Source organism: Vibrio tritonius, from assembly GCF_001547935.1.
Taxonomy (GTDB): Bacteria; Pseudomonadota; Gammaproteobacteria; order Enterobacterales; family Vibrionaceae; genus Vibrio; species Vibrio tritonius.
In genome coordinates this window covers 2,640,468-2,666,027 of sequence record NZ_AP014635.1, presented here as the reverse complement: position 1 = coordinate 2,666,027, position 25,560 = coordinate 2,640,468, and the positions used below count along the sequence as shown (strand labels likewise).

Sequence of the window (25,560 nt, the reverse complement as noted above, 5' to 3'; positions counted from 1 at the left end):
AATTATGGTAAATGATAAAGCTGCAGATGAGTAGTCCATTGGGGTGCTAAACTAAAGGCATTTTAGTGATGAATTTGGGGGCTAACGAATAGCCCCATTGACGTTCAATTTGATAAAACTTAAACGCGACTTGCCAAATCTTGCTCAGAGATAAACGCTGCCATGTCGAGCACTTGTTTCGTGCGCGGCATTTCAATGCTCACTTTTTCTGCCAGCTCAATAACCGAGTAACCAATAGCATCCAGCTCTAGCGGTTGACCTGCTGTGAAGTCTTGTAGCATTGAGGTTTTGATATTGCCCATGCCTGCGCCCATTTCCATAATTTGTAGAGGATTAAAGCGGATGCGCGCGCTGTATGCTGCGGCAGTTAATAGCACTTCATCAAGGATATGACGGACCAATGGGCTTAAACGTGGGTCAGCATACAGCTGATTTAGCGTGCCTTTGGTAATCACGGAAAGTGGGTTAGAGGTTAAGTTCGCTGCAACTTTAGTCCAGATCTGGTCGCGAATATTATCCACCGCGCGAGCTTCAATATCGGCTGCCTCTAGCACGGCGCGTAGTTGCTGCAAACGCTCGGTTAGCTCATTATGAATTTCACCCAAAATCAGCAGATGCGGGTTTTCTGAAACCACATCGCCAGGCGCTTGACGAAACGCAGTCATAAAGGTCACACAACCAATCAAATGCTTCGCTGGCAGCAGGCTGGCCAGTTTGCCTGTTGGGTCGAGACGCTTGATCACTTGATGAGTCGGGTTGTCGATGCCTTGAAAATACCACCAAGGTAAGCCATTGATCATCGGCACAATAATGGTGTGCTCACCCATCATGGGTTGAATCGATTCGGCAATCACTTCAAGCGCTGTGGTTTTGGTACAAACAAATATCACGTCTTGTACGCCAAACTCTTCAGCATTTTGTTTTGCTACAACATTTACGCGATGTTGACCCTGTAGGTCTTTAAGAGAAATGCCGTTGGTTTGTAATGCGTCTAATGTCGCACCACGCGCTAGAACGTTAACGGTGTTTCCCGCTTTGGCCAGTAGAGCGGCAAGCGTACAACCAATAGCGCCTGCGCCAGCAATACAAAGTTTCATGTTGGTTCTTTTCCTTGTCTGTTAAATTTCGGTCTTTCATTTACCGTTGAATGCTCAACCTTCAATGACAATGACCGACATTCCTTTTCGATTTTTAACGAAGTGTTTCGAACAGTGTGCTAGTACACTAGTTAGTAAATACTTCGCCTGTATGCTTTGTTATATAAGGGTTGAATTTAGCATGAATTAGAAAGAGTGCCAATGAACTCAGTTCTGTTCATAACGAACTTAGGAGATTGTTTTCTCTTTTGGCGTCTGAAATTTTTTGTTTTCTATGTGTGATAAAGGTGGCTGTACGATAAAGTTTATCTCTACACGAACGATCGAGTGGTTGACCGCTATCGAAACGAGATTATTTCTGTATAATTGTTCGCTAATAACAATCGTTATCATTCTTGTCTTTTGACTTTTTCCTATATAACAGTGATAAATATGATGATTTTTAAGCACCTGGCACGATTGGCTCTCTTCGCTGTATCAGCCTCAACCTTTGCTGCACAAACGGTAGTTGTTACCGATATGAACGGTGAGCACAAATGGTCTCAGCCAGCTAAAAGAGTGGTTGTGCTGAACTGGTCTGCTGCGGAAGCTATGTATGTATTGGGGGTGAAACCCGTTGGCGTTGCGGATCCGGAAGGTTATAACACTTGGGTAAAAGAGCCTAAGGCACCTGAGGATATCACTAGCGTCGGAATGCGAGGTGAACCCAATATGGAGTTGATTCATCAGCTAAAGCCGGATGCCATCCTTAGTGGTTCTGGTCAGCCCGCTGCTTATGATTCTTTAAGTCAAATTGCTCCAGTATTGAGCTTTGATACCTTTCGTGATGACCAAGATAATGGACAAGCCGTTGATGATGCCTTTTTAAAAATGGCTAAAGTGGTTGGTAAAGAAGCGCAAGCAAAGCAGTATTTAGCTGAACGTACACAAAAAATCGCACAGTGGCGAGAGGCACTTAATAAGCATTTTAACCATAACATTCCTAAAGTGACGATGGTTCACTTTGTTGACCTTAGCCATGCATCCGTCTCAGGTAACAACTCTACCGTTGAATACGCGCTCTCTCAGCTTGGGATCGAGCCTGCGTTACAAACGAACAAGAGTGCATGGGGGCAAACGAATTTGCCACTGCAGTCGCTGGCGTCGATTAAAGATGGTGTTGTGATTTACGTTCGTCCATTTGCTCAAGAGAAGAGATTGTTTTCTTCCGCATTATGGCAGCACCTGCCTTTCGTTCGTCAAGGCAATTTCTTGACGGTTGAACCTTGCTGGGTATATGGCAGCGCGGCATCAATCGAACATATTGCCCAAGTCGCAACGCAAGCGCTGTTAACTCTTCCGGCGCGGTAGTAGGAACGATTATTGATAAATAAACGAAAGGGCGTACTGAACAGTACGCCCTTTTTGTGGGTTGAATATCGAACTGATATCGTGATTAAACACGGCGTCTTAGCAAAGGAATTCGCTGACCAAATACGTTAATCAAGGCACCAGAAACAATGAAAATACCGCCTAGATAAGTCCAAACCGATGGGATTTCTTGGAACCAAATAACGCCGATACAAATTGAAAACACGATTTGAATATAGGAGAAAGCCGAAGCTCTTCCTGCATCTTGAGTTTGCATCGCCTTAGTTAAACCATATTGGCCAACTTGAGTGAACACACCGACCAAAATCATCATGACCGTGACGTGCCATTCTGGCCAAATAAAATCGCGCCCAATTAACAATGCGGAAATCGGTAATGCAACCATAGGGAAGTAGAAGATGATCACTGAGCTGTCTTCGGTTCGGCTCAGTTTTTTCACGATCACGTAAGCGATAGAGCTGCCAAACGCACCGAGTAATGCAATTCCGACACTGAACAGTGGAATATCTGAGTGCTGACCACTGGCAAGTTCGGGATGCAGCATAGTGTAAAGGCCGAGTAAGCACAGCACGATACAGACGATTGTTGCTGGTTGAACTCGCTCTTTTAAAAACAGCACAGCAAGCAGCGCTGTAAAAATTGGATGAACGTACTGCAAAATCGTCGCTTCAGCGAGAGGTAATGAGGTTACCGCATAGTACACACACATCAATGATGCGGTACCAAACGCCCCTCGAGCAAACAGCAGTTTCTTATTGTTACCCCAAATAGAGATACGTTTACGTTTTACGTCAATGTAGCTGATGATCAGTGAAACAAAGGCCCTAGCAGCAACGATTTCGAATACTGGAATTCCATAATTGCTGACACCTTTTACAAAGGCAGTCATTAGGGAAAAGCCCAATGCTGACAGAAACATAAAGCGCACACCAATGGGGAAGATTGGTGAAGATGATGGGGGTGATTCCATGGTTTAGGTTTGACTAGCTTGATAAAAAGAAGTGGTTAATTTATCGCTGTTTGTGACGAAAGTCCCGCAATTTAGTCAAAAACTAAACTTAAAACACGAGATGCAAAGAGAGATATAGTAAAAATCCCTCCATTCTTGTTAGGGGAACTCCCAAACTTTAGACGTTTATTGTCACCATCCTTTCCTTAATTGAGCTTACCTGTGCTCGTTGATGAAGCTCTAATTTCTGCACCTTGAAGTTATTTAAAGATATTTGATCAAAGTTAAATATTATTATTGGTTTGTTTTTATACTGATACTGCTATATTTGTCATTAGCTGAATTTAATGAGATAAAATGTCACCAATGATTTTTATAAGCTTATGAAAATTAAAATCGTGATTTAATCCTTATAGTTGTATCTGGATATAGCGGTTTGTGAGCTAAGATATTGAATATTATGTTTAAAATTAATATACAACATGTTTTATATAAATATTTAGATTCTTAATTAAAATTCTTTGCATATATTTACATTCTATAAAAATATAGTTATAAACCACATCGAATAAATATGACTTTATTGATTGTTATATTATTTATTTGTCTATTCTATGAAGTTATAAATATAAAGATAAAAAGGATTAGTTAGTGAAAAAAATAAGTTTGTTGGCTTTGTCTGTGAGCATGGCATTAACTGGGTGTGGTGGTGATAGTAGTAGCGATGAAAGCACTCAAACGACCATTAAAGCGTTAGACGGTTATTTGAAAAATGCGGTCGTTTTTGTCGATACGAACAATGATGGTGAGTGGCAAAACAGTGAAGTTTTACTTGGCTTGACTGATAACAATGGGCAGCTAACGTTGGATTCTCGTCCTGAGGGTACTTTAGCCGTGCAAACCGTTGTGCCTGGTGGCGATGCCCAAGCTCAACTAATCGCGTTGGATAGCGAGAAATACGCAGGTATTTACACTGTAGATATGGACCAACCCACTCAAGCGATGCAGAGTGAAGTGGTATTCCGTTCAACACCATCTTCAACCATGATTTCACCATTGACCGACCTTGTTGCGATTGAAATCAGTAATGGTGCAACAGAAGAGCAAGCTGCAAGCAATGTTGCTGAAGCTTTAGGTGATGCAACCATCAATGTTTACTCCGATTATATTGGTGCGACAGACAACACTTCTAAGAAACTGCATAAGACTGCTCAGATTTTAACGGTATCAAAAGTTGCCGAAGGTGAAGGTGATGACAATTACCACGCCAATGCACTGAAGTTTGCTGAAGCAGCTGCAGAAGCTACAGAAACATTAAGCGAAGAAGAACTTAATGATGTGACGGTTAAGCCAGTCATTATCGATCAATCTTCTGGCGACGGTGTTAATTTGACTTCAGTTTCCAACTCTAGCTTAGTGGTTAGCAGTGACTACATTGCTAGCATTGAAGCAGAGCTTGTAAATATGAACCTGGAGGTGGGTAGCAGCATTACACTTAGTGAAGCTTACTCAGGTCTGTTTAGTGATGAAGATAATAGCAATATTACGGCAGCATTAACTCAAACTAGCATTGCTGAGCTGAAGGCTGCTGGTCTAGAGGTTTCTTTAAGCAGTGGTAATTTGGTTCTTCAAGGCGAAGTTTCAAAAGCTGGAACTTACAATATTGTTATCGAAGGTAAAGATGTCGCTTCCGATGGTTCAGTTGTTGCGACTGTTCCTGCTGTGATTACCTTTACTGTAGCCTCAACAAATGAAGCACCGACTGTAAATACTTCTGTAACCACGGCGTTACAATCAACATTGAGTGCTTGGAATTTGGAACAAAACCAAAGCACAGAAAATAGTGTTGATGTGAGCGAGCTGTTTAATGATGCTGAAGGTGACACTTTAACTTACTCGGTATCGTCTTCAGACAGTGGTCTTTTAGTGTCTGTTGATGAATCTGGTTTGCTAACCGTATCTGGTACGCCAACGACTTCTGGTGTTGCAACATTAACTATTGCCGCAACAGACTCGACTCATAGCACCGCTGCATCATATACACTTAATCTTTCTATCACGGAAAGTGCTGTAGATGAAGAAGATGATGATTCTGCATCTGATGAGTCTTTAGCCTTTACCAACGCTATGTTTAGCGAAGCGAAAGTATGGAGCATGGGTAGCTTTAATGCTGGTGATACAGAAGTCGGTTTCGCGACCTTCCAAGTGAATGGTTCAGAAACTCAAATGTGTATGGATTTTGGACAGACACTAACAGGTCACGACTTTGGTCCTGTTCTGGATAATCTATTTGAAAGCTCAGCAGATTTAACCGATTGTTTCCCTGTCACTCTTCAAGATGACGGCACGCTTACTTTTGACGAAGAAGGTAAGACAAATAGCTTCACTGTTCTTTACCATGCTAACGTTGGAAATGGCGAGCAAATGGTTATCGGTACAGGTGATGGAGAACTATTCTGGTTAGATTCGGCCAATAAAGATTACTACAACTTCCTTGAAGTGACAGAAGCGCAATTTGACGGCAAAGTTTTTGTCTTGGGTGATGATAACAACGAACAATCTAACGGCACTGGTGACGTTGAGCCTCTCCTGTTCTATTACGACTTCAATACTGACGGTTCATTTAATGCAATTGATGTAAATGATACAACTGGCGAAGTCTCTGAACCTGGTACTTGGAAAGTCGATACAATCACTGAAGATGGCGATACAACAGTGTACTTGAACCAGCATCAAACCTTTGATGGTGGTTACGAGCGTAACACTTATCGTGTCCGTGATTTTGGCAAATTCAGTGTGTATATGACAGACAAATACGCAGATGAAGATGATGCTGATTACATCATGATGGGTGATGAAGCAACCTTGACAAGCATTTATGAAAAATGGATTGCAGCCGCTAAGTAATCACTAACTAATCCATAAAATCAAAGCCCTCAATTACGGTTGAGGGCTTTTTTGTATGAATAGCCAGTGAAAGTTAACTGTTAGGGTCAGTTCAACTGAATCTCAGGATGGCGTTGCAGCAAGTCCAGACGTGCCGTGCCTTGCTCGACAATGGCTCGTTCGCCGTGGTTGTCGATAAGCCATAAGCTATCGCTGTTAGGATCGTATTGCGGCCAAGTTTTAAACGCGACGGGATTGGGTGTGCCGTGTTTGGCAAAATGAACCCAACGTTCGGTTAAATTATTGGCTAACTCTTTATCTTCCTCACTTGGCATAAAGCCTAATTGGTCAATGTTACCAAACACGTAAGGGATCTCTGCGGTGTGAATGGCCCCTGGATGTTTTTGTTGCTGAGCTGAACTTTGGTAACTGAAATAGTAACGCCAAGTGGGCATCTTGTTTTTGACAGAGCTTGTTGCTAAGGCTCGGGTATTCACCGTGGCAAAAATGTCGGTTGCAAGCTGAGCTTCTTTATTCTCAACCAAATTCGTACCGTAGCCATCGGTTAGCTTGGCGGCATGAGGCCACAGGTTACCCAGTTTCTCTTTTACCGAGGCACGCCATGCTGGTGGAAAGAATCCTGCTTCATCATTATTGCTACCAATCAAAAGCGGTACATGGTGATAGTGACCGCTGGCGATCGCTTTCTGGGTTTTCTCGGTTAACGATACGTCATCAATGATCGGCATGGTGGAAGTTTTAGCAAGTGGCAAGGTCAGTAGTTGGCTTGCGGATAACGCACGTAATTGTGCTGGGGTCATATTGGCTAGGGATTTGGGTAGCTGCTTTTTAATCGAGGTAACGGCTTGTTGCCGTGACAGTTCAGGTAAAGCTAAAGCGCCAGATTCGATAATCGCTTTATTAAATAGGCCGTTAGAGAGTGGGGATGTTAGTAAATACCCCACAGAGGCTCCTCCTGCAGATTCCCCCCAAATGGTAATGTTATTAGCATCGCCCCCAAACTGACCGATATTGTTTTTCACCCATTGCAGCGCGGCAATTTGGTCAAGTAAACCAAAGTTAAGGGCTTGCCCTTTATCTTCTTTATCCAGTGCTGGATGAGGGAAAACACTCAACGGGCCAAGGCGATAATTGAGAGTGACCACGATAACCCCTTTTTTCGCTACATTCGCTCCATCATAGAGTTTGAGAGACGACGCTCCCATCCGAAATGCGCCACCATGAATCCACACCATGACGGGAAGGCGGTCTTCCTCAAAACGTCTTTTGGGTTTCCAGATATTGAGGGTGAGACAATCTTCACTCATGGGTTGTTGGCCTAGTATCGCTTCAGGGCCTTTCGGTGGTGGAGTTTGCATACAGGAAGGGCCAAAGGTGGATGTTTGTTTTACCCCAGACCAATGCTCGGCGGGTTCTGGTGCGTGCCAACGTAGTTGGCCGATAGGCGGTTTGGCATAAGGAATGCCTTGCCAGCTAAATGTCTGTGGGAGGTTCTTCCCGACAATTGCTCCTGATTGTGTGTGAATAAGTAGGGGATTGACTGAATCAGCTTGAGATACAGAACAAAATAGCATGAGACTGGTGATAAGGCCGGTAACGAAGGATGTTCGTAACCTAGGTACAAATAGATATTTCATAGCAAAGCAAAACCTCGATATTCTGGGAGTGGTTTTATGCAGACATTGTTAAGACCCTAATTCAATTAAAAGGTTTATACCCAAGTAACCTCAAGATGCGGTTTCAGCGAGAATGTATTCGCTCATAGGCAAGGCACCGATTTGAATACATAGTGATTCTACGTAGAAAATCGGTAACGCAGCATAGGAGCGAATAGCTCATCAACAAGCCCATTTCTGCGCCCAATGACGTTGAAAGGGAATGACCATTCCTTCCGTCATTGAGCTTGACCTGTGCTCGTTGATGAAGCTCTGAAGTCTGCATCTTGAGGTCATTTGGGTATATAAAAGCTTATTAATCAGGGGAATATGTCGCTTAAGAATCTATCTATTTTGCTCATTCAACAAGATGCCAATGTTGCTTCATAACGAAAAACACCGCCCGAAGGCGGTGTAGGTAATGCGCACTGTAATTCGCTATTTGTTGCGTAATTGGAAACGGGAAACCAATGAGATAAGTGTGCGAGATTGTTGTTCCATCTCTTTAGAAGAGTTAGCACATTCCTCAGAAATCTGTCCGTTTTGATGAACCACTTCATCAATTTGTTGAATACCGATGTTGACCTGTTCCGCTGCTGAACTTTGTTCACTTGAAGCTGTGCTTATTTCAGCTACTAGTCCGGCAACGTGGTCGATGTGACCTAAGATTTCATCAAGTGACTTAGAGGTACTTTCTGTCAATTGAATACCTTTTTGAGTATTGGTCGCGGAGTTTTCAATGAGTTTCGCGGTTTGCTGCACGGCCGTTGCACTGCGAACAGCAAGCTGGCGAACTTCATCTGCAACAACAGCGAAGCCTCGGCCATATTCACCAGCACGAGCAGCTTCAATGGCGGCATTTAGTGCAAGCAAATTGGTTTGTTCGGCAATCTCTTCAATGGAACTAATGATGTTGTTGATGTCTTTACCTGATTGGTTGATATCGTGCATTGCATTAGAAAGAGCATGCATCATTTTGTTGCCATCATGAGCAGCGTTTAAGGTTTTTTGTGATAGCTCATTTACTTGATGGGCATTGACAGAGCTTTGCTGTATTTGTGTCGCAATCTCGGCAATCGATGCGCTGATTTCAGTCACAGCGGAAGCTGATTGCGCCGCGCCAGCAGCAAGGTTATGACTTAAGTCAGAAACACCGCCTGCACTAGATGCAATGTGGTCCGAGTTACGACCAATTTCAAAGATAACTTTATTTAAGTCATCCAACATTTGCGCTAGAGCATTTCCCAATTGATCGTGGTCAGATGCTTTGGTCACGGTGACATTCAGATTACCTTGAGAAATCTGCTCTGCCACAGCCACGTGTTTTTCTAAGCTCGCCGTCATGTTGTCGAGTGCTTCTGCTAGAACACCAACTTCATCGTGGCTGTGATAGTCCAAACGTTTACCAAACTCACCACCTGCGATGGATTTTGCCATATCCACTGCACGCAAAATTGGCGCGGCGATTTTTTTCGCAAACATCGCAAGAACAGTGATAGCGATTAATGCCACAACCAAACTCAATAACAGTTGGATATGAATGTTGCTGTCGTTGTTGTCACTAATGCGTTGCTCAAGCTTATAGGCGTCCGCTAACACGGTGGCTTTGGGCACTTGAACGACAACGATCCAAAAGCTGTTACCACGACCTAATGCAATAGGTGCTAGAGCGAAAAATGCCTTTTCTCCTTTGGCATTGGTTGATTCAAAGGAGCCTAGCTGATGATCATGAGCAAGCTTTTTAATCCTGTCTTGCGCTTGACCAAACAAGTTTTGTTCCTGTTTGCCTATTGTGGAAGCGTCTTGACTGTTTGCTAGCACTAAGCCTTGGTCAGTCAAAATAGTAACTTGTGATTGACCTTCATAAAGCTGTTGTGAAATTTGTTGGCTCAACGATTGAACAAACTGCAAGTTGTAATCGGCACCGATCACTCCAGCAAATTGACCATTAAACTTGATAGGAACAGAAAGCGTGGCTAGCCACAGTGATTGGCCTTGAACTTGATAAGGCAGTGGTGCTGTAACCGTTTCTTTCCCTTGTAGCTTTGGTATTTGATACCAAGCCCCACGACCAATGCCGTTCGGATGTTTTTCTAAACTATCAAAATCGACCAAAGGCGCTACTGTAATTTGGCCTGAAGCAGAACGTGTCCAATAAGGGATAAATCGTCCTGTATTTGTTTCACTACCATTCTCAGCACCGATAAATTGTTCATCCTGATGATCAAATTTGTCTGGTTCCCAAGCACTGTAAACACCGTTTAAATCTGGATTGCTTTTTAAGACCGACTGCAAAGTGAGGTTAAAAGTGTTGCGGTTAAAAAGAGTTTGTTGTCCAGTATTTTTTGACGAAATCGTTTCCGCAATGGTTCTTGCTGAATTAATACCCTGTTCAATACGATTCTCAATGATCTGAGCATATTTTTCAGTGGTAATACTTAATTCTTTATGAGTTCGTTCGGTTATTAAGGATGTGGTTTCGGCTAACACAATATCCTTAGTTGAATTAGCAGAAGTGATACTATAGCTAGCCAATACAGTTGCTGTAACAGCTAGTCCAATACCACCAATTAGCGCTATCTTGGTTTGAATAGATTGTAATCTCATAAACTCTCTAACTGATTAAATTGACGAGTGGAATAAACTTAATATTAATAACTTTAGAACAGGCCAGAGCCCCCCTAAATGGAATAAGGTAAATAAGAATGTTTATCGTTATTGTATTTTAATGTTAAAAACGGATGAATAGTAAACTGATTTATATTGTTTAAACAATAAATTATTTTGATTTTTCGAGTGAAAACACCTTTTTATCTGAAAGTAATCATTTATTTTATTTTTTTCTTACTAGGTTTTTGGATGATCTTTGTCATTAGTATTTAATTGTTCTTTTGTTATTTTTTGTGTTTAAAGTTTTTGATAAAAATTTGTTTAATATTTGATTAGATCAGAAGATTAATTAATTTCTAATATCAATGGTGTTACAAGAATTTTTCTGGAAATTTAACGGTAAATAGGTGCCAGATGATAGGGAATAGCGTATTCTAACGATATAGCACGAAGTAAACGTGTAAAAATGTGTAAAGTTGCATAGTCAAGAGTGAAAAATGTGATCTTGTGCCTAATAGATTTGTCCCTGACAAAGTTCTGACGAAATGGAGTAGTTTTAACCAGATAAATCAGTACTATGTGCGCATAAAAATAGAATTATGGCTAGGCAATACAATAAAAATGACTTACCGAATGGCAAGGCTGACAGAGCTAGATAGCTCTGTTTATAGTCAAGTCGAAGGTGGGCTGGATCAGTTATCGCGCGAAGAATTAGAAGCTCTAGTGCCTGAGGGTATGGAGCTGGATAGTTTTGCCGAAAAATTGAGAGAAGGCCAGCTTTGGCTGCTAACAGAAAACCCTAAGAATCCAGCACTTAAGCAAGCTGCAGATTCCGATGTTCACTGGGCGCTAGACTCAGGAACGCAGGGGGGATTATCTGAAGCGGCAAATCAAGCATTGTATGCATTAACGAATAAAAAAGCAGTGGGCGGTTTTTCCTCCCAACAAGCAAAATCGAAGCAAACGAAAACCGGACAATTTCCCTTTTTACGTCCTCAGTTTTCTCACAAAGAATCTCAGCTAACAACGTCAGTTAGACCGGATTTTAGTGACTCGGTTAGGCCACTAAAATACGAATATAATTTCGAAATTGCTTGTTCAGAACAAACACTCATTAACAACGTCGGTTGCTCCTTTGCTTTGGCGAAGACAGTTCAAGAGCCTATGTTAGGCACTTGGCATAAATCGCAAACCAAGCATGGCACTAAATTTACCATTCATACCGCTTTTGACGAGCCAAAACGCCTAATGATTCAAGTGGCGTCAGCTCCGTTGGGCATCACCTTACCGAATCCGCTTGCCTTAGATGAAATCGGCACCGATAGCGTTCGTGATGCTTACATTCCTGTTGTTCCTGCTGTGGAAAGCGCCAAGCGTTTAGGTTTACCTACCGAAGGCTATTACTACCATTTTTGCCATCGTCGTTTGATTCAAGAATATAAAATCTTAGGTGACGGTAAGTGGAGTTTTTACGGAACTCGTTCAACTCATGAAAAACTTGATGCTCGGCAAGGGTTTAATAAATACCAAACCGCTATTTTGTTGTTTTGGAAATTGCGTGGTCATGTCATTAAACAGCAGAATTTGGTGTATCTGCCACGACAAATTACTCGCGATGAGTTAGATAACATCAACGAGCAATGGCTTGAAAAATACAGTGTTGCGATTGATATGCCTAAATTGCTCAATACACGCCATCAAAAAGATTGGCAAAGTGAGCGAAGCGCTTTCGTTGATGCCTATAGTGAGAAACGTGCACTGACCTATTTCGTTCAGCGCCAATTAGGCAGCAATAAGCGCGAAGGTTGGAGCGAGATTGCCCTCAAACATGGCATTTCTGCCAAGCGATTACTTGAGCTCAACCCTAGATATCTTTCTAACCCTGCTGCTTTGCAGGTGGGCGATGAAATTAACGTCGTGGACGCGAAAGAATACCTTCTTTCTAACGAGCAAACGACTCTCCCCCGTGAACTGCCGAGTCTTTATCAACGGCCTATCAATGCGCGCTATCGCTATCCTGATAAAATGTTGGAAGGTACGCATTTACGGGCACTGAATAACTTTAGTGTGGTGGATGAAGAATTGCCGATTGTCAATTTGGGCCGCCTCAACTAACCTACCGATACTTATCTCTTGTGATATTTTTGCTCGCCTGTTGGCCTTGATAAAGGTCAACAGAACATCCGCTCGTGCCCCAATAATGACTCTCACCTCAATTTATGACTTGTGCATAAAGCTCAGGGCAATTAACCGCGTTTGTAATACCAACTGAATAGGCTTTTTAATTCAAGCTACAGAGCTTTGGGTTACCCATGATCTTTTTACTCACCAAGCTGTACGTTGAACATGTACTCTTTGTAAATAACTGATATTAAATAGCTTGTGTTAGGTTTAAGGTAGTAAGAGGAGCTTTTGGGTTACCATGTTCTAAATACTAATTTTGCCGCGCAGTGACTTTTTCTCACCCTGCTTTTTCTTGTTATCAACCCGCTTTTTTTGTGATGAACGAGTCGGTTTGGTTTCCCGTCGTTTCTTTTGTACGACCATGGCGGCTTGAATGATTTCCAATAGTCGATTCAATGCATCTTCGCGGTTTTTCTCTTGAGTGCGGAAGGTTTGAGCCTTAATGATGATCACGCCTTCTTTGGTGATCCGTGAATCATTCAAAGCAAGCAGTCTTTCTTTATAGATAGCCGGTAGGGTGGAGTGTGGGATATCAAAACGTAAGTGAATGGCTGATGATACCTTGTTGACGTTTTGTCCGCCGTTGCCTGTGGCGCGAATGGCCGTCAGCTCGATTTCCCAATCGGCAAGAGTCACAGTGTTGGATATTTTGAGCATGGCATACCACAGAGCTTGATAAAAAAGAGAGTGTAACGACTTAGCGCTAGATGTCAAAAACGGGATGTGCCATTTTTGTTGGCCTAAATAATAGTGCCTTAATGTAAGTCATTTAGGCAGATGCTGAACGCAGACTCGCATAACCCATTCATGGGCTCTTCTTCGCCACGCCTAGAAAAGAGGGGCTACTTGTCAGCAAATACCCTGCAACTTTTGACCTGTGTGTCCCAATTAGCATGAGGTATCACTCTACATTCCTCACTGGTTAGTCAACCAACCATATTGTCGTGACTATAAACGTTCGTTTAAGAATAATATCTTTAACATTAGCAAGTTATTAACTTAATAAAAATGATATTGATTATTATTTGTCTATGTTAACATTCATCTCGCCAATCGTTACTTATCTAATTCATTGGCAAAGTCCTTATTACAATAACGAGAGCTCAACATGAATTTTAAGTCAGTCTTACTTCCATTGGCGCTCGCCATGGGAGCCTTCTCTGCTCAAGCTGAAGTACAAACGATTCACGATATTTTGGATCGCGATATCCAAGTAGATGTGCCTGCAAAACGCGTCGTCCTCGGTTTTTATGCTGAAGATTACATGGCGATTGGCGGCGAAAAGTCATTTGATCAAGTAGTCGGGCTTTCCCGCGATACATGGAAAGTTTGGCGTCCTGCCAGTTGGGAAATTTATACCAAACACGACCCTAAATTGGCGCAAATTCCAGATGTTGGTGAAGTAGAAGCGCAAACCTTCTCGATTGAAAAAGTGATCAGTTTAAGACCGGATGTATTGGTGTTGGCTGAGTGGCAATACCAAGGTTTAGGATCAGACGTTAAGCGTCTTGAACAAGCCGGTATTCCAATTGTGGTTGTGGATTACAACGCTCAAACCGTTGCTCGCCACGTGGCAAGCACTAAAATCATTGGTCAACTAACGGGCCAAGAAGCACGCGCAAATACCATAGCAAACGAGTACTCCAATGCTATGACAATGATTGAAGAGCGCATTGCTAAATCGGGTTTGCCAAAGCCACGCGCTTACGTCGAATTTGGTAACAAAGGGCCAAGTCAATACAGCTTTACTTACGGCAAAAACATGTGGGGCGCGATGCTTAAACAAGCCGGTGGCGATAATATCGCTGCTCCTTATGTTGAATGGTGGGGCCCGATTAACCCAGAGCAAGTGCTAGCGGCAAAACCACAAGTGGTCTTTTTGGCGGGTACTGAATCTTCTGCAGTAAAAGATGCGGTGTTGATGGGCGAAGGGGTTGATCGCCAAGAAGCGGTAAATCGTTTGAAAGGTTTTACCAAGCGCCCTGGTTGGTCGCAACTGCCAGCGGTGCAAGATAAGCGTGTGTTTGGTATCTACCAAGGTGCATCTCGCTCAATTCTTGACTACAGCATGTCGGAATACTTAGCCAAAGCGCTCTATCCAGAAGTGTTCAAGGATCTAAATCCAGAGCAAGACTACCTAAACTTCTACAAAAAATATTTGCCTGTGATGCCTAAAGGGACTTTTGCGGTTTCTATCACTGAGTAACACTTTATTAGGTTATTTCCTAAAGAGAATATCTTAATAATATCAAGCCCTTCTATTGATGAAGGGCTTTTTCTTTTCACCAAAGAAAATATGACCGATTGCTGTCTTACAAGCATCGCGAAGACTGATAAGCTGATCCATGAAGAGCAGTTAAAAGTGTTTCATACTTAAATGACCTGTGGGTGCTTACCACAACACCAAGAATAATGAAGCGGCGATCAGTGAGGCGATAATGACAATATTAACCAAGTGGCGAAAACGTTTTAAAACGCTGCCGCAATACCAGCGATTTTTGAGCTACTTGGCGGCAGCCTATGGATTCTATCTCATTGTTTTGGGTGGCATCTTACCTATGGTGCTCGAACGTCAATTGCCGCAAAAGGCGACCCAACTGCTCGGTCGCGAAGTCACCATTGGTGAAATTCATATCAACCCGTTTCTGCTGCGTGTTACGGTAAAACAAGGCGCAATTGCCAATTGGCCGCAGCAGGAAGAGACTAAGCTATTCAGTTTTGAGCAGTTTCACGCTCAGTTTCAGTTTTGGCAAAGCCTCTTTACCCTAACGCCAACCGTCAGTGAAGTGGTGCTGACAAAGCCGCAAGTGGATTTGATTCGTGCCAATAATGCACAGCAACAGCCAGAATCGAATATCATCAGTATTCTTACCGCATTGAACAGCCAACCCAAATCAGCGGAGGATCCGGCGGAAACAGAGAGTGCCACTCCGAGATTTCGCGCCGACCGCATCGCCATTGTGGATGGTTCATTTGAATTTTCTGACCATATTGCGACGGCAAAGCTTGCCTATCATGATATGAGCTTTGAACTGACACACCTCGATTTACAGGCGTTTATCGGACAAGATGGTAAAAATGATAAGGCCTTAAACCAGTTCAACTTTTTAGCGAAATCCGGTGATGATCAAGCGGTGTCCGTGCAGGGGCAATTCCAACTGCTACCCGTCGTCGCGCAAGCCAGTTTCGCTTTAGATAATGTCGATCTCACTCAGTTTTGGCCTTACGCCAAGAACATGATTCCCGCCAATCTTAATCAAGGTATGTTGAGTACCAACGGCATAGTGCGTTTTCGTTATGAAAATGGTGAGGCGCAATACTCACTCTCCCAAGGTCGTGTCGCTCTGCAGGATGTGGCGTTTGATGATGGTCAATCCACAAACGCGACAACGAAGTTAGCGTGGCAAAACTTCGATTTATCGGAGATCTCTCTGAGCTCGAAACAGCATCTCGTCACCTTGGGCAATATTGATGTCAACGGCTTAAAAGTCAATGGCGTATTAACCAAACAAGGTGTTGATTTACAAACGCTATTTACGCCGGAGGCGACCGATACGCCACCTGCCACAGCCAAAACAGCACCTGCTGTAGAAGAGAAAAAAGCGGTGACCGCCAATGTAGATAACACGACCGCGTCGCCAGAAAGTGGCGCTGAACCTTGGGTGGTGAACGTTAAACAGCTGCAACTGTCAGCAGATGTTGCGATGCAAGATAAGGCTTACGCGAATGATGTCACATGGCGTATCACGCCAATTTCGCTCAACGTGAGCAATGTGTTTAGCGATTTTCGCCGACCTATCGACTATTCATGGTCGCTCGAAATCTATAATTCTTCAGCAAGTGTGGCAAAAGGAGATAACCCAGACAACAGTGGTGAGTTTAGCGGTAAAGGCCAAGTGGATATTGCCAAATCAACACTGACTACCTTACTGGCGTTTAAAGATTTCGACCTCACTGCGCTGCAACCTTACCTTGGTCAATACGCTAATTTGACCTTGCAAAAAGGGCGCTTTTCAACCGAAGGTGAATTGCGCAGTGCATGGAAAAATAACGACACCAGTTACACCGGTAAGTTGGCGGTAGAACAGTTCCGTCTAAATGATTTACGTAGCCGCGAGCCATTGGTCTCTTGGCAAGGGCTCGACGTGGATAAATTGGTTTACTCGCAAAAGGCCAACAAGGTCACGGTGCATCATATCGATTTCACCAAACCTTATGCCAAGGTAATCATTCATAAAGACCGCACCACCAATATTGGTGACATTGCCAAAACCGATCCTAACCAGCCAGCGCAAAAGAGCAAAAAGGCGACGAAAAGCACCAAAACTGAAGCCAAGCCAAGTGCGCCACTGCCAATCGCGTTACAAGTGGATCGCATCAATGTCATTGATGGTTCGGCCTATTTTTCAGACTTATCGTTATTGCCTAACTTCTCATCGGGTATTCGCAGCCTTGCTGGGGCGATTACCGATTTAAGTTCACAAGGCAACACCGCAGCTAAGGTCGACCTCAAGGGCAAAATTGACCAATACGCGCCAATTAGCCTAAAAGGGGAAGTGAATCCGCTACTGGCGAAACCGTATTTAGATTTGACCATGAAAGTGAAAAGCGCTGAGCTGACGTCAGTCAACACTTATTCAGGCACTTACGCAGGGTATTACATCGATAAAGGTCAACTTTCTTTGTCGGTTCAATACCTGTTGGATAACGGCCAGCTAAAAGGATCAAATCAGGTTTATATCGACCAATTGCAATTGGGTAAGCCCAGCAACTCAGATTTGGCGACCAGTCTTCCAGTTAAACTGGCGCTCGCATTGTTACAAGATCGCAATGGTGTGATTGACCTAGGTGTGCAGGTAAGTGGCGATGTGAATGACCCCAGTTTTGGTGTTGGTAGTGTGATTTGGACCGCCGTGAAAAATATTCTGACCAAAGCGGTTACATCACCATTTTCTTTGTTGGCGAACCTGGTTGGTAGTGATGAAGAACTCAACAAAATTACCTTTAGTGCTGGACAAGCAAATATTGAGGCAAAAGAACAAGAGCGTTTAACTCAGCTTGCTCAAGCATTAACCAAACGCCCACAGCTGCGTTTGAATGTGGAAGGCGCGGTCAATCCCAGTGTGGATGCCAATGCGCTGGCGGAACAAAAAGTTCGTGCTCAACTGAGTCTGATGGGCGTCGACAGTGCTCCAACGCTAACGGCAAGTTATGTCGCCAGTGATGATGCCCGTGATGCTGTGGACGATCTTTACGATGATTACCGTGAGCAGCAGCCACAAACACCGAGTGTGGATGCGCAGCGTGAAGCCATCACTCAAGAGTTAACCGTAGAGGGAAAAGTACCAAAAGAGGAAGAGGTGGAGACGCGTTTGTATGCCTCACTCTATAACCAGCTCATCAAAGCACAGAACGTAACCCAAGAGGATTTGCTCGATTTGGCGATTGCCCGCGGCCAAGCCGTGAAAGCTTATTTGGTGAACCAACTTAAGATCGAACCTGAACGAGTCTTTTTGCTCAGCAGTAAACAATTGTCTCATTCTGCCACTGAAGCGCTGCTTACTTTAGGGTCGGATTAGCTAACGCTTTACCTAATGAAACAGCCTTTTCCTCACATTGCGATCTCGATCAACTATGTTAATGTGGGGGAATTCGAGAACATAGGTAAGAAATTCAGTAATAAACAACATACTTGACAGCTCATAAGCGTGGTAAAACTTCAGTAGTTTTGAGCTTGTCAGTAGCCAGAGTTCAATTTGTGACTCACAACATTAGTTAACTCTAAAACATTCCTATGCTTATCATGAGAACGGGTAGATGGAGTGAATGCTATGACAGTGACGTCACCAAGCGCTTTTAAAGTGAACCGTCGAGATTTGATATTGGCGATAGAAACCGCGGTTTCGCTGGTGGGGGTGGATGACACCAACCACGGCAAACGCGTGGGCTATATTGCCTCATGCATCGCGAAACAGTTGGGCCTTAGCGATACGGATGTTGAATACGCTTTTGAACTGGGCATGTTGCATGATATCGGTGTATCAACCAACGCTACTCACAAAAAATTGGTCTCAGAATTTGATTGGGACCACGCTCAAGAGCACTGCAAAATAGGTTATGAACTGCTTAAAGAGTTTCCACCGCTTGCGCAGTTTGCGGTACCGATTTTGTATCATCACACACCTTACCCTCAGCTCGCACAAGCGGATATCTCTGGTCGTGATGCCATGATGGCGAATCTTGTCTTCTTGGCTGATCGCGTCGATGTGTTAGGGGCATCCCATTATGGCAGCGATATCTTATTGGCTCGCATGGACATTACAGCAGAGCTTTGCCATCAAGCTTCCCACTATTTTGATTTTGAATTGGTTCAAGCCTATATCAAACTGGCGGAATCGGAAGCCTTTTGGATCATGCTGCAAGACAACCACATCCATCACTTTACGTGGGAGATGGCACAAAGGTGTGCTAACCAGCAAAGCTTGTCGTTAGATGAGCTCAAACAGCTTTCGCAAATCATGGCCTATATTGTGGACCAAAAAAGTCCGTTTACCGCCGAGCATTCATTGCGGGTGGGCGCATTATCGCTTTATATCGCTCAGCAATACGGCATGGGTGAAGAGCAGTGTAAAAAAGTAGAAATAGCCGCACTATTGCATGATATCGGTAAACTGAAAATCCCTGATGAAATTCTAGATAAGCCGGGCAAACTGACTCCTGAAGAGCAGGCGGTGATGTTTCAGCATAGCTATGAAACCTTCGAAATCTTACATCATATTAATGGCCTTGAAGAGATTGCCCAATGGGCATCTTCGCACCATGAAGGGATTAACGGCCATGGCTATCCATTTCATAAAAGTGGTCCCAACCTTTCTATGGAAGCGCGAATCATCGCGGTGAGTGACGTATTTCAAGCGCTTGCCCAAACACGACCTTATCGAGAAGGAATGAACATCGATAAAATTATGGTCATTTTGGAGGATATGGTGGAATCGGGAAAACTTGACCGCACCATTGTTGAGTTTGTGAATCACCATCAACAGAGTTGCTACGATATTGCTGTTGGAAATATCGCCGCCTAAGGGACAAATTGACTCACCCACATATTCTCGACAATTTGATCTAGATTTTTTCAACAAAGTTAAAGAGTGTTTTTAATGATAAATATGTAAATTAAATTGCTGATTTTGAGAGCTAAATGCGAATTCTACCTGTTTTCAGGTATGGAGCAGGCAAAATCTACCTGATAGTCTAGCCCTAAATAGTTAGTTATTCTTCTCTTCTCCGGTTTCGCCTTTGCCAAAACATTGAGCTGATCCGCTGTTTAATGTTCATGGAAAGGTGCAAACGTGCTCTTAAAAGCCCGTAATTTTCTCATTTTGTTTGCTGTGGCAGGTTGCCTAGTTAGTTCAATTACTTTTTGTTTAGAACAGCAACAAAAACCTCTTATGATTTCCGAGCAAACTATCTCGTTGCCAGAAGTCGACAACACCCTCAAAACCGCGACAGAGAACGAAGCTCGCCAAAATAAGCACCTAGCACAACCACCAGCATGGCTTATGCCACCCAAGAAGCTATTTGATTAAATAACATTCTTGTATCAGTAAACCATAGCCTTAGCCATTGGTAGGGGAATTGCTGCTTCAGCAACGTGTTCGATCAGCCCCGTGAGCTTTGAGGTAGGGCTGGTAATGACGCTTTTCATCTCAGCGACAAATTAATGTAGCAGTAAACGGTAGAGGTTTAATTATCTCGGACACTAAGCCATTGGCCGGGGAATTGCCGCATCCGCAACATGCTCGAACGGCCCCGTCAGCTTTGAGGTAGGGCTGGTAATGACGCTTTTCATCTCAGCGACAAATTAATGTAGCAGTAAACGGTAGAGGTTTAATTATCCCGGACATTAAGCCATTGGCCGGGGAATTGCTGGTCCAGCAACGTGCTCGATCAGCCCCCTCCTTCTTTAGAGGGAGGGGTGGGGAGGGAGCGCAGCGCGTGAGGTGGTTATGTAGTCAATTCAGTTCAGTGAGACTGTGTGAATTTCCCAAACGCTATGGTTTCTGTAGGCACTTAAAATTAAGATTACATTTATATCAATAAAATACACGAATTTTGTCAAAGAATGTCAATTTTGATATGACTTTTGATGCACTAATACTTTATGATGATACTAAAAGGTTAGTTGGATAGGTCATAACATTGGATTTATTAAGCGCACTCAGCATCTTATCGAAGTCTTCTCCATATGCAGTGAGTAATAAAAATGACGGCATAAGTTCAATTGAGGAGCTAGGAATCCCATGTGTAGTTGCAGATGGGTAGTTAGATAATTTGCTGGTGCTGGTTATAGTGAAACTTGTTAACCATACGTGTCGTCACGACAGTACTCGTTATCCTATATCCTGTATTTAGCAGAAAAATAGCTAGTTACGTTTTGATAATATGGATTTCATAATTAAATGTATCTCAACCGGATGAGCTTGTTTGCAATGGGTTATGTATATGCTGCAAGATATTGATTTAAAGGAAGAATACTTCACTGGTGAAGATGATTTAGTCGAAAGTTTTTATAAACCAGCTTTAGATAACTCAATTTTTTATGACAGATCTGTCGGATATTTTCGCTCTTCAGTATTCCTCATAATTGGTCCGAACGTTATTGAATTTGCTAAACGTGGAGGCAAAATTCGACTTATTTGTTCTCCAAGTATTACTGAATCTGATATAGGTGCGATAGCTGAAGGTTATCGAAATCTAAATGTAGTAGAACAAGCGGTATCAGATGATGTTGATGACCTTTTGACTACTAGCGATATAGCAAAAAATACTGAAGCACTTGCCACATTAGTTAAGCTCGGTGTTTTAGATATAAAAATTGTATTTTTACCTGAAGCAAAAGGTGAATACCATGCAAAGCTTGGGCTTCTAAAAGATGAACAGGGAAATATAGTTAGTTTTAAAGGGTCGGTAAATGAGTCATGGAATGGGTGGCACGAAAGAGGTAACCATGAGACTCTGGATGTTTATCGTAGCTGGGAACATGGGCGAGATGAGCGGCAAGTTAAGCGTAATGTCCTTTATTTCGAAAAATTATGGAACAACGATGTTGAAGGGCTTTGTGTCATCCCTTTCCCTGAGCTGAGCAAACAGAAATTAGAGTCTATAGCAAAAAACACGATTGATGAAATCAATGGTGCTGAGTTAATTGATTATTTTCATGTTGGTAAAAAACATATCGAAAAAAACAAATCTAAAATGAAACAAAAACGAACACCACTACCTCATCAATTAAATGCACTTAACGCATGGAAGACTCAAGGTTGTTGTGGGATTTTAGAACATGCGACAGGAAGTGGTAAGACATTTACTGCATTAGTTGCTTTAGCTGAACACTTGGAACACGATGGCGTTGCTCTTGTACTTGTGCCTGATCGGCTGCTTCATAAACAATGGACTAAAGAGATTCAAGAAGAAATTCCTGACGTTATTTTATTGAAAGCTGGTGATGGGTTTAATAAGTGGAAGCTAAATAAGCGATTAAATAAGTTCACTCGTCCGGTGGCTAATGCTGGTAAGCGAGTCGTATTAGCGACGATGTCTACAGCAAGAACACAAGCATTCCAAAGTGAAATTTTTGGCGGTGATCACCTTATGGTCATTGCTGATGAAGTTCATGAAATAGGTAGTCAAGAGAATTCAAACGCACTTCTTATTCAAGGAGGCAAGCGCCTTGCCTTAAGCGCGACACCTCGCAGATATAATGACTTTTTGGGAACCAAAAGAATACTTGATTATTTTGGCCCGATTGTGCAACCACCATATACTTTGGAAGATGCAATAGCCGATGGTCGTTTGGTTAAGTACGAATACCATCCTCAGCCAATAAACTTAACGGAAGAAGAGTCTGATAACTGGAAAGTTGCAACAAAGGAAATTTCTAAAGAGTTTGCTCGCTCTAAACGTGATGATAATGGCAAGCCTATTGTATCAGCTAGAGTTCAAAATCTATTAATTCAACGTTCTCGAATAGCAAAAAAAGCCGCCCGAAAAATTCCATATGCCATTAGAACGATAAAAGAAAATTATGTGGAAGGTAAAAGTTGGTTAGTCTACTGTGAAGATCAATATCAGCTTGATGAAGTTATGGAGCTGCTAGTTAAAGAAGGTTATTCACCATGTGAATATCACACTAATATGTCTGGAGATCAGGCTGCTTCTCTTGAGTGGTTTAAACAGTTCGGTGGTATTATGGTTTCAATTCGCTGTTTAGATCAAGGTGTTGATATTCCAAAAATTTCCCATGCTGTTATTCTTGCATCATCTCAAAATCCACGGCAATTTATTCAGCGGCGTGGACGTGTACTGCGTACGTGCAAAGGAAAGTATTTAGCAGTAATTTACGATGCTGTAGTTGTTCCTATTAGTCTGGATCTAGAGCCTGGACAATTGTCGTTGTTAAAAAGTGAACTGCAAAGAAGTATTCAATTTTCAAAAACGGCAGTGAATAAGTCTGGTGCGAATAAATTAATCTCTATTGCCATTGATTTGGGTATTGATCCAGAAGAAATTGGTCTGCTTGAAACTGATGGTATAGAAGTAGGAGAAGATAATGAATAAAAGTGATCCGTTGAGTGTTCTACTAAAAATTAAGGAACAAAAGGGATTGTTAGTTGCTGATGACCTTATAAAGCAATGCTATCAACTACAAAGTGCGCATCAATATGATAAAGAGAGAATTACTCTAAAAAAGATGGAAGCTCTTATAGAAGATGAGTTGGTGAAAGATGAGGAATATAAACTTATATGAAACTTGAAGAATTAAGTATAAGAAACTTTATGCCCTATAAGGGAGAGCAAAAAGTTCAATTTCCCCAGCATGAAACTCAAAATGTAATGCTTTTATTTGGCGATAATATGCGTGGTAAAACAAGTTTCCTCAATTCTATAAGATGGGGATTTTACGGAAGTGCTATTGGTCGACATTTAAGAGAAATTCCTAGAGTTAACCTTGTTAATATGGACTCTGCTGCTGAAGGAGACTGGTCAATGGGGGTAACTCTTAAGTTTTCACATGCTGGAAAACAATATGAGTTAAAGCGCCATATAAAGAAAAAAGAGTATATCTCTGAACCTAAAAATGATTCAGATTTTGAAGAAAATGTTGGTTTAAGAGTCAATGGTGAAGTGCTAACTGCTGATAGAATTATAAATAAAATAAATCAGGTTATCCCTGAGGAAATTTCTAGGTTTTTTCTTTTTGATGGTGAATTGCTTCAGGAATATGAAAATTTATTGATTGAAGAAAGCGAACAAGGTGAAAAGATAAAAGAGCATATTGAACAAGCATTAGGTGTTCCTGCTCTTATTCATGGAAGAGATGAACTTAGAACCTTGAGTAAAAAAGCACGTGCTCTTCAAGCGAAAGATGCAAAAAAAGATAAAGAGCTACAGCAATATGCAGAGCAACAGAGACAGCTTGATATTCAGCTTACTTCACTAGAAAAAGATCAGAGAGATTTAAAAGCACAACTCACTGAAAAACAGAATGAAATTGACGTAATAGATGATGAGTTGAAAAATACGGAAGCTGTGCAGAAGAAAAAAATTCAGCTTGAAGGATTGATTGGAGAAAAAAAAGTAACGGAACAGCAATTAGCCAATCTCAAAGATGAGCAACGTCAGTTATTAAAAACGGCTTGGAAGGATGTCTTATCTGAAAGTGTCAGCCCTATCTTAGATGATCTCAAGCTTAGAAGAAATAGTATTCAAGATGCGCTATCTCGTGAAGTTTCATTAAAAAATAAAATATCAGAATTAAAAGCGACATTAGATAATCCTTTATGCCCGACTTGTGGTCAACACATTCCCGAAGACAATATGGCTAAAATAAAGTCATCAATAGAACAGTACTTGGCAGAGGCAGAGCTGTCAGTAACTGATGTTGAAAATGTCAGAGATTTGAATAGCAAAATTGATAAATTATCAAAAATCACTTCACATAGTGAATGTAGTCGTATTGTTCAGATTGTAAATAAACAGCGGCAAAGTGATATTGAATTAATAAGAATCGAAACCAAGCTAGATGAAATAGATGAAGAAATTCGAGAGTACGATACCGATCAAATTATGCGACAACGTGAAAAGCGTGAGCAACTGATTATTCATGTATCTCGAATAAAAAATGATTTATCTAAAATCAAGCAATCTATTGATGAAAACCAAAAGAGACAAGACCATATTGCTACATTAATTTCAAAGAGTGCAGGAGCTCAAGGGCAGTTAAGTTCTAGAAGGGTTAATTTATGCCAGGAACTAGAATGTATTTTTTCTGATGGCATTGATCTGTTACGTGACTCGCTCAGATCCAATGTACAAAAATACGCATCTGAGGCATTTTCTGAGTTAACTACTGAGAAATCATATAGTGGCTTAGAGATAAATAGAAACTATGGACTATCTATTATTGATCATGAAGGAAGAACCCTTAAAGAAAGAAGTGCTGGGGCAGAGCAAGTTGTCGCCTTATCATTAATTGATGGCTTAAATCGAACAGCAAGAAATTCAGGCGCAATTGTGATGGATACGCCTTTAGGACGTTTAGATCCTAAGCATAGAAGTAATGTACTTAAATACTTGCCGAAGATGGCTGAGCAAGTCGTATTATTGGTACATGAGGGAGAGATTGATCCTAAAAAAGATTTAAGTCATTTTGCAGAAAGAATAGGTGCTCGTTATCAGATAAAGCGTATTTCTGCAACAGAATCAAGAATTGAAAGAGGTGATTGAT

Annotated in this window: 16 protein-coding genes; 10 read left to right on the top strand and 6 right to left on the bottom strand. The window is 42.1% G+C overall.

Translation table 11 applies throughout. The annotated features are described in order from the left end of the window. Positions 1-119: 119 nt before the first annotated feature. Positions 120-1,097 (bottom strand): ketopantoate reductase family protein, encoded by a 978-nt coding sequence (locus tag JCM16456_RS11750; protein WP_068714554.1) that lies wholly within the window; start codon positions 1,095-1,097, stop codon positions 120-122. Positions 1,098-1,529: 432 nt separating this feature from the next. Here JCM16456_RS11750 and JCM16456_RS11745 point away from each other — a divergent pair, with 432 nt between their 5' ends. Further along, the gene (locus JCM16456_RS11745; protein ID WP_068714552.1) at positions 1,530-2,447 is read left to right on the top strand and encodes an iron-siderophore ABC transporter substrate-binding protein; all 918 of its coding nucleotides are present in this window, start codon (positions 1,530-1,532) and stop codon (positions 2,445-2,447) included. Between the two features lie 85 nt (positions 2,448-2,532). Here JCM16456_RS11745 and JCM16456_RS11740 read toward each other — a convergent pair whose 3' ends face one another. After that, positions 2,533-3,438, bottom strand: a complete 906-nt coding sequence (locus tag JCM16456_RS11740) for a DMT family transporter (RefSeq protein ID WP_082712292.1) — start codon at positions 3,436-3,438, stop codon at positions 2,533-2,535. Positions 3,439-4,068: 630 nt separating this feature from the next. Here JCM16456_RS11740 and JCM16456_RS11735 point away from each other — a divergent pair. Next, the gene (locus JCM16456_RS11735) at positions 4,069-6,324 is read left to right on the top strand and encodes a hypothetical protein (protein WP_068714548.1); all 2,256 of its coding nucleotides are present in this window, start codon (positions 4,069-4,071) and stop codon (positions 6,322-6,324) included. An 86-nt stretch (positions 6,325-6,410) separates the two neighbouring features. Here JCM16456_RS11735 and JCM16456_RS11730 read toward each other — a convergent pair whose 3' ends face one another. The 3 genes from JCM16456_RS11730 to JCM16456_RS11725 form a co-directional block, all read right to left on the bottom strand. Next, the gene (locus tag JCM16456_RS11730) at positions 6,411-7,961 is read right to left on the bottom strand and encodes a carboxylesterase/lipase family protein (RefSeq protein ID WP_082712291.1); all 1,551 of its coding nucleotides are present in this window, start codon (positions 7,959-7,961) and stop codon (positions 6,411-6,413) included. A 103-nt stretch (positions 7,962-8,064) separates the two neighbouring features. Next, positions 8,065-8,265: a hypothetical protein gene (locus JCM16456_RS23725; protein ID WP_156430518.1), complete on the bottom strand. Its 201-nt coding sequence runs from the start codon at positions 8,263-8,265 to the stop codon at positions 8,065-8,067. A 152-nt stretch (positions 8,266-8,417) separates the two neighbouring features. Beyond that, positions 8,418-10,586, bottom strand: a complete 2,169-nt coding sequence (locus JCM16456_RS11725; RefSeq protein WP_068714544.1) for a methyl-accepting chemotaxis protein — start codon at positions 10,584-10,586, stop codon at positions 8,418-8,420. Between the two features lie 636 nt (positions 10,587-11,222). On the opposite strand from JCM16456_RS11725, the gene JCM16456_RS11720 reads away from it, so the two are divergent. After that, complete coding sequence (locus tag JCM16456_RS11720) at positions 11,223-12,704, top strand: LysM peptidoglycan-binding domain-containing protein (protein WP_068714542.1); 1,482 nt, start codon at positions 11,223-11,225, stop codon at positions 12,702-12,704. 312 nt (positions 12,705-13,016) lie between these two features. Here the strand turns inward: JCM16456_RS11720 and arfB are convergent, their stop codons facing one another. After that, on the bottom strand, positions 13,017-13,430 hold the full coding sequence (gene arfB / locus JCM16456_RS11715) for an alternative ribosome rescue aminoacyl-tRNA hydrolase ArfB (protein ID WP_068714540.1): 414 nt from the start codon (positions 13,428-13,430) through the stop codon (positions 13,017-13,019). A 451-nt stretch (positions 13,431-13,881) separates the two neighbouring features. Between arfB and JCM16456_RS11710 the strand changes: the two genes are divergently transcribed. From JCM16456_RS11710 to JCM16456_RS11680, 7 genes are all read left to right on the top strand, one after another. Beyond that, positions 13,882-14,979 carry an ABC transporter substrate-binding protein gene (locus JCM16456_RS11710; protein WP_068714537.1) on the top strand — a complete coding sequence of 366 codons (1,098 nt, stop codon included), beginning with the start codon at positions 13,882-13,884 and terminating at the stop codon, positions 14,977-14,979. A gap of 232 nt (positions 14,980-15,211) precedes the next feature. Then, a complete protein-coding gene (locus JCM16456_RS11705) occupies positions 15,212-18,352 on the top strand; it encodes a DUF748 domain-containing protein (RefSeq protein WP_156430517.1) in 3,141 nt (1,046 codons plus the stop codon). Between the two features lie 252 nt (positions 18,353-18,604). Continuing rightward, complete coding sequence (locus tag JCM16456_RS11700; RefSeq protein ID WP_068714534.1) at positions 18,605-19,855, top strand: HD-GYP domain-containing protein; 1,251 nt, start codon at positions 18,605-18,607, stop codon at positions 19,853-19,855. A 267-nt stretch (positions 19,856-20,122) separates the two neighbouring features. Further along, a complete protein-coding gene (locus JCM16456_RS11695) occupies positions 20,123-20,359 on the top strand; it encodes a hypothetical protein (protein ID WP_068714532.1) in 237 nt (78 codons plus the stop codon). Positions 20,360-21,275: 916 nt separating this feature from the next. Next, positions 21,276-23,390, top strand: a complete 2,115-nt coding sequence (locus JCM16456_RS11690) for a DEAD/DEAH box helicase family protein (protein WP_068714530.1) — start codon at positions 21,276-21,278, stop codon at positions 23,388-23,390. After that, positions 23,383-23,580 carry a DNA modification system-associated small protein gene (locus JCM16456_RS11685; protein ID WP_068714528.1) on the top strand — a complete coding sequence of 66 codons (198 nt, stop codon included), beginning with the start codon at positions 23,383-23,385 and terminating at the stop codon, positions 23,578-23,580. The genes JCM16456_RS11690 and JCM16456_RS11685 overlap by 8 nt, the downstream gene beginning before the upstream one ends. Beyond that, positions 23,577-25,559 (top strand): AAA family ATPase, encoded by a 1,983-nt coding sequence (locus JCM16456_RS11680; RefSeq protein WP_068714526.1) that lies wholly within the window; start codon positions 23,577-23,579, stop codon positions 25,557-25,559. The genes JCM16456_RS11685 and JCM16456_RS11680 overlap by 4 nt, the downstream gene beginning before the upstream one ends. The last annotated feature ends 1 nt before the right edge of the window (position 25,560 follow it).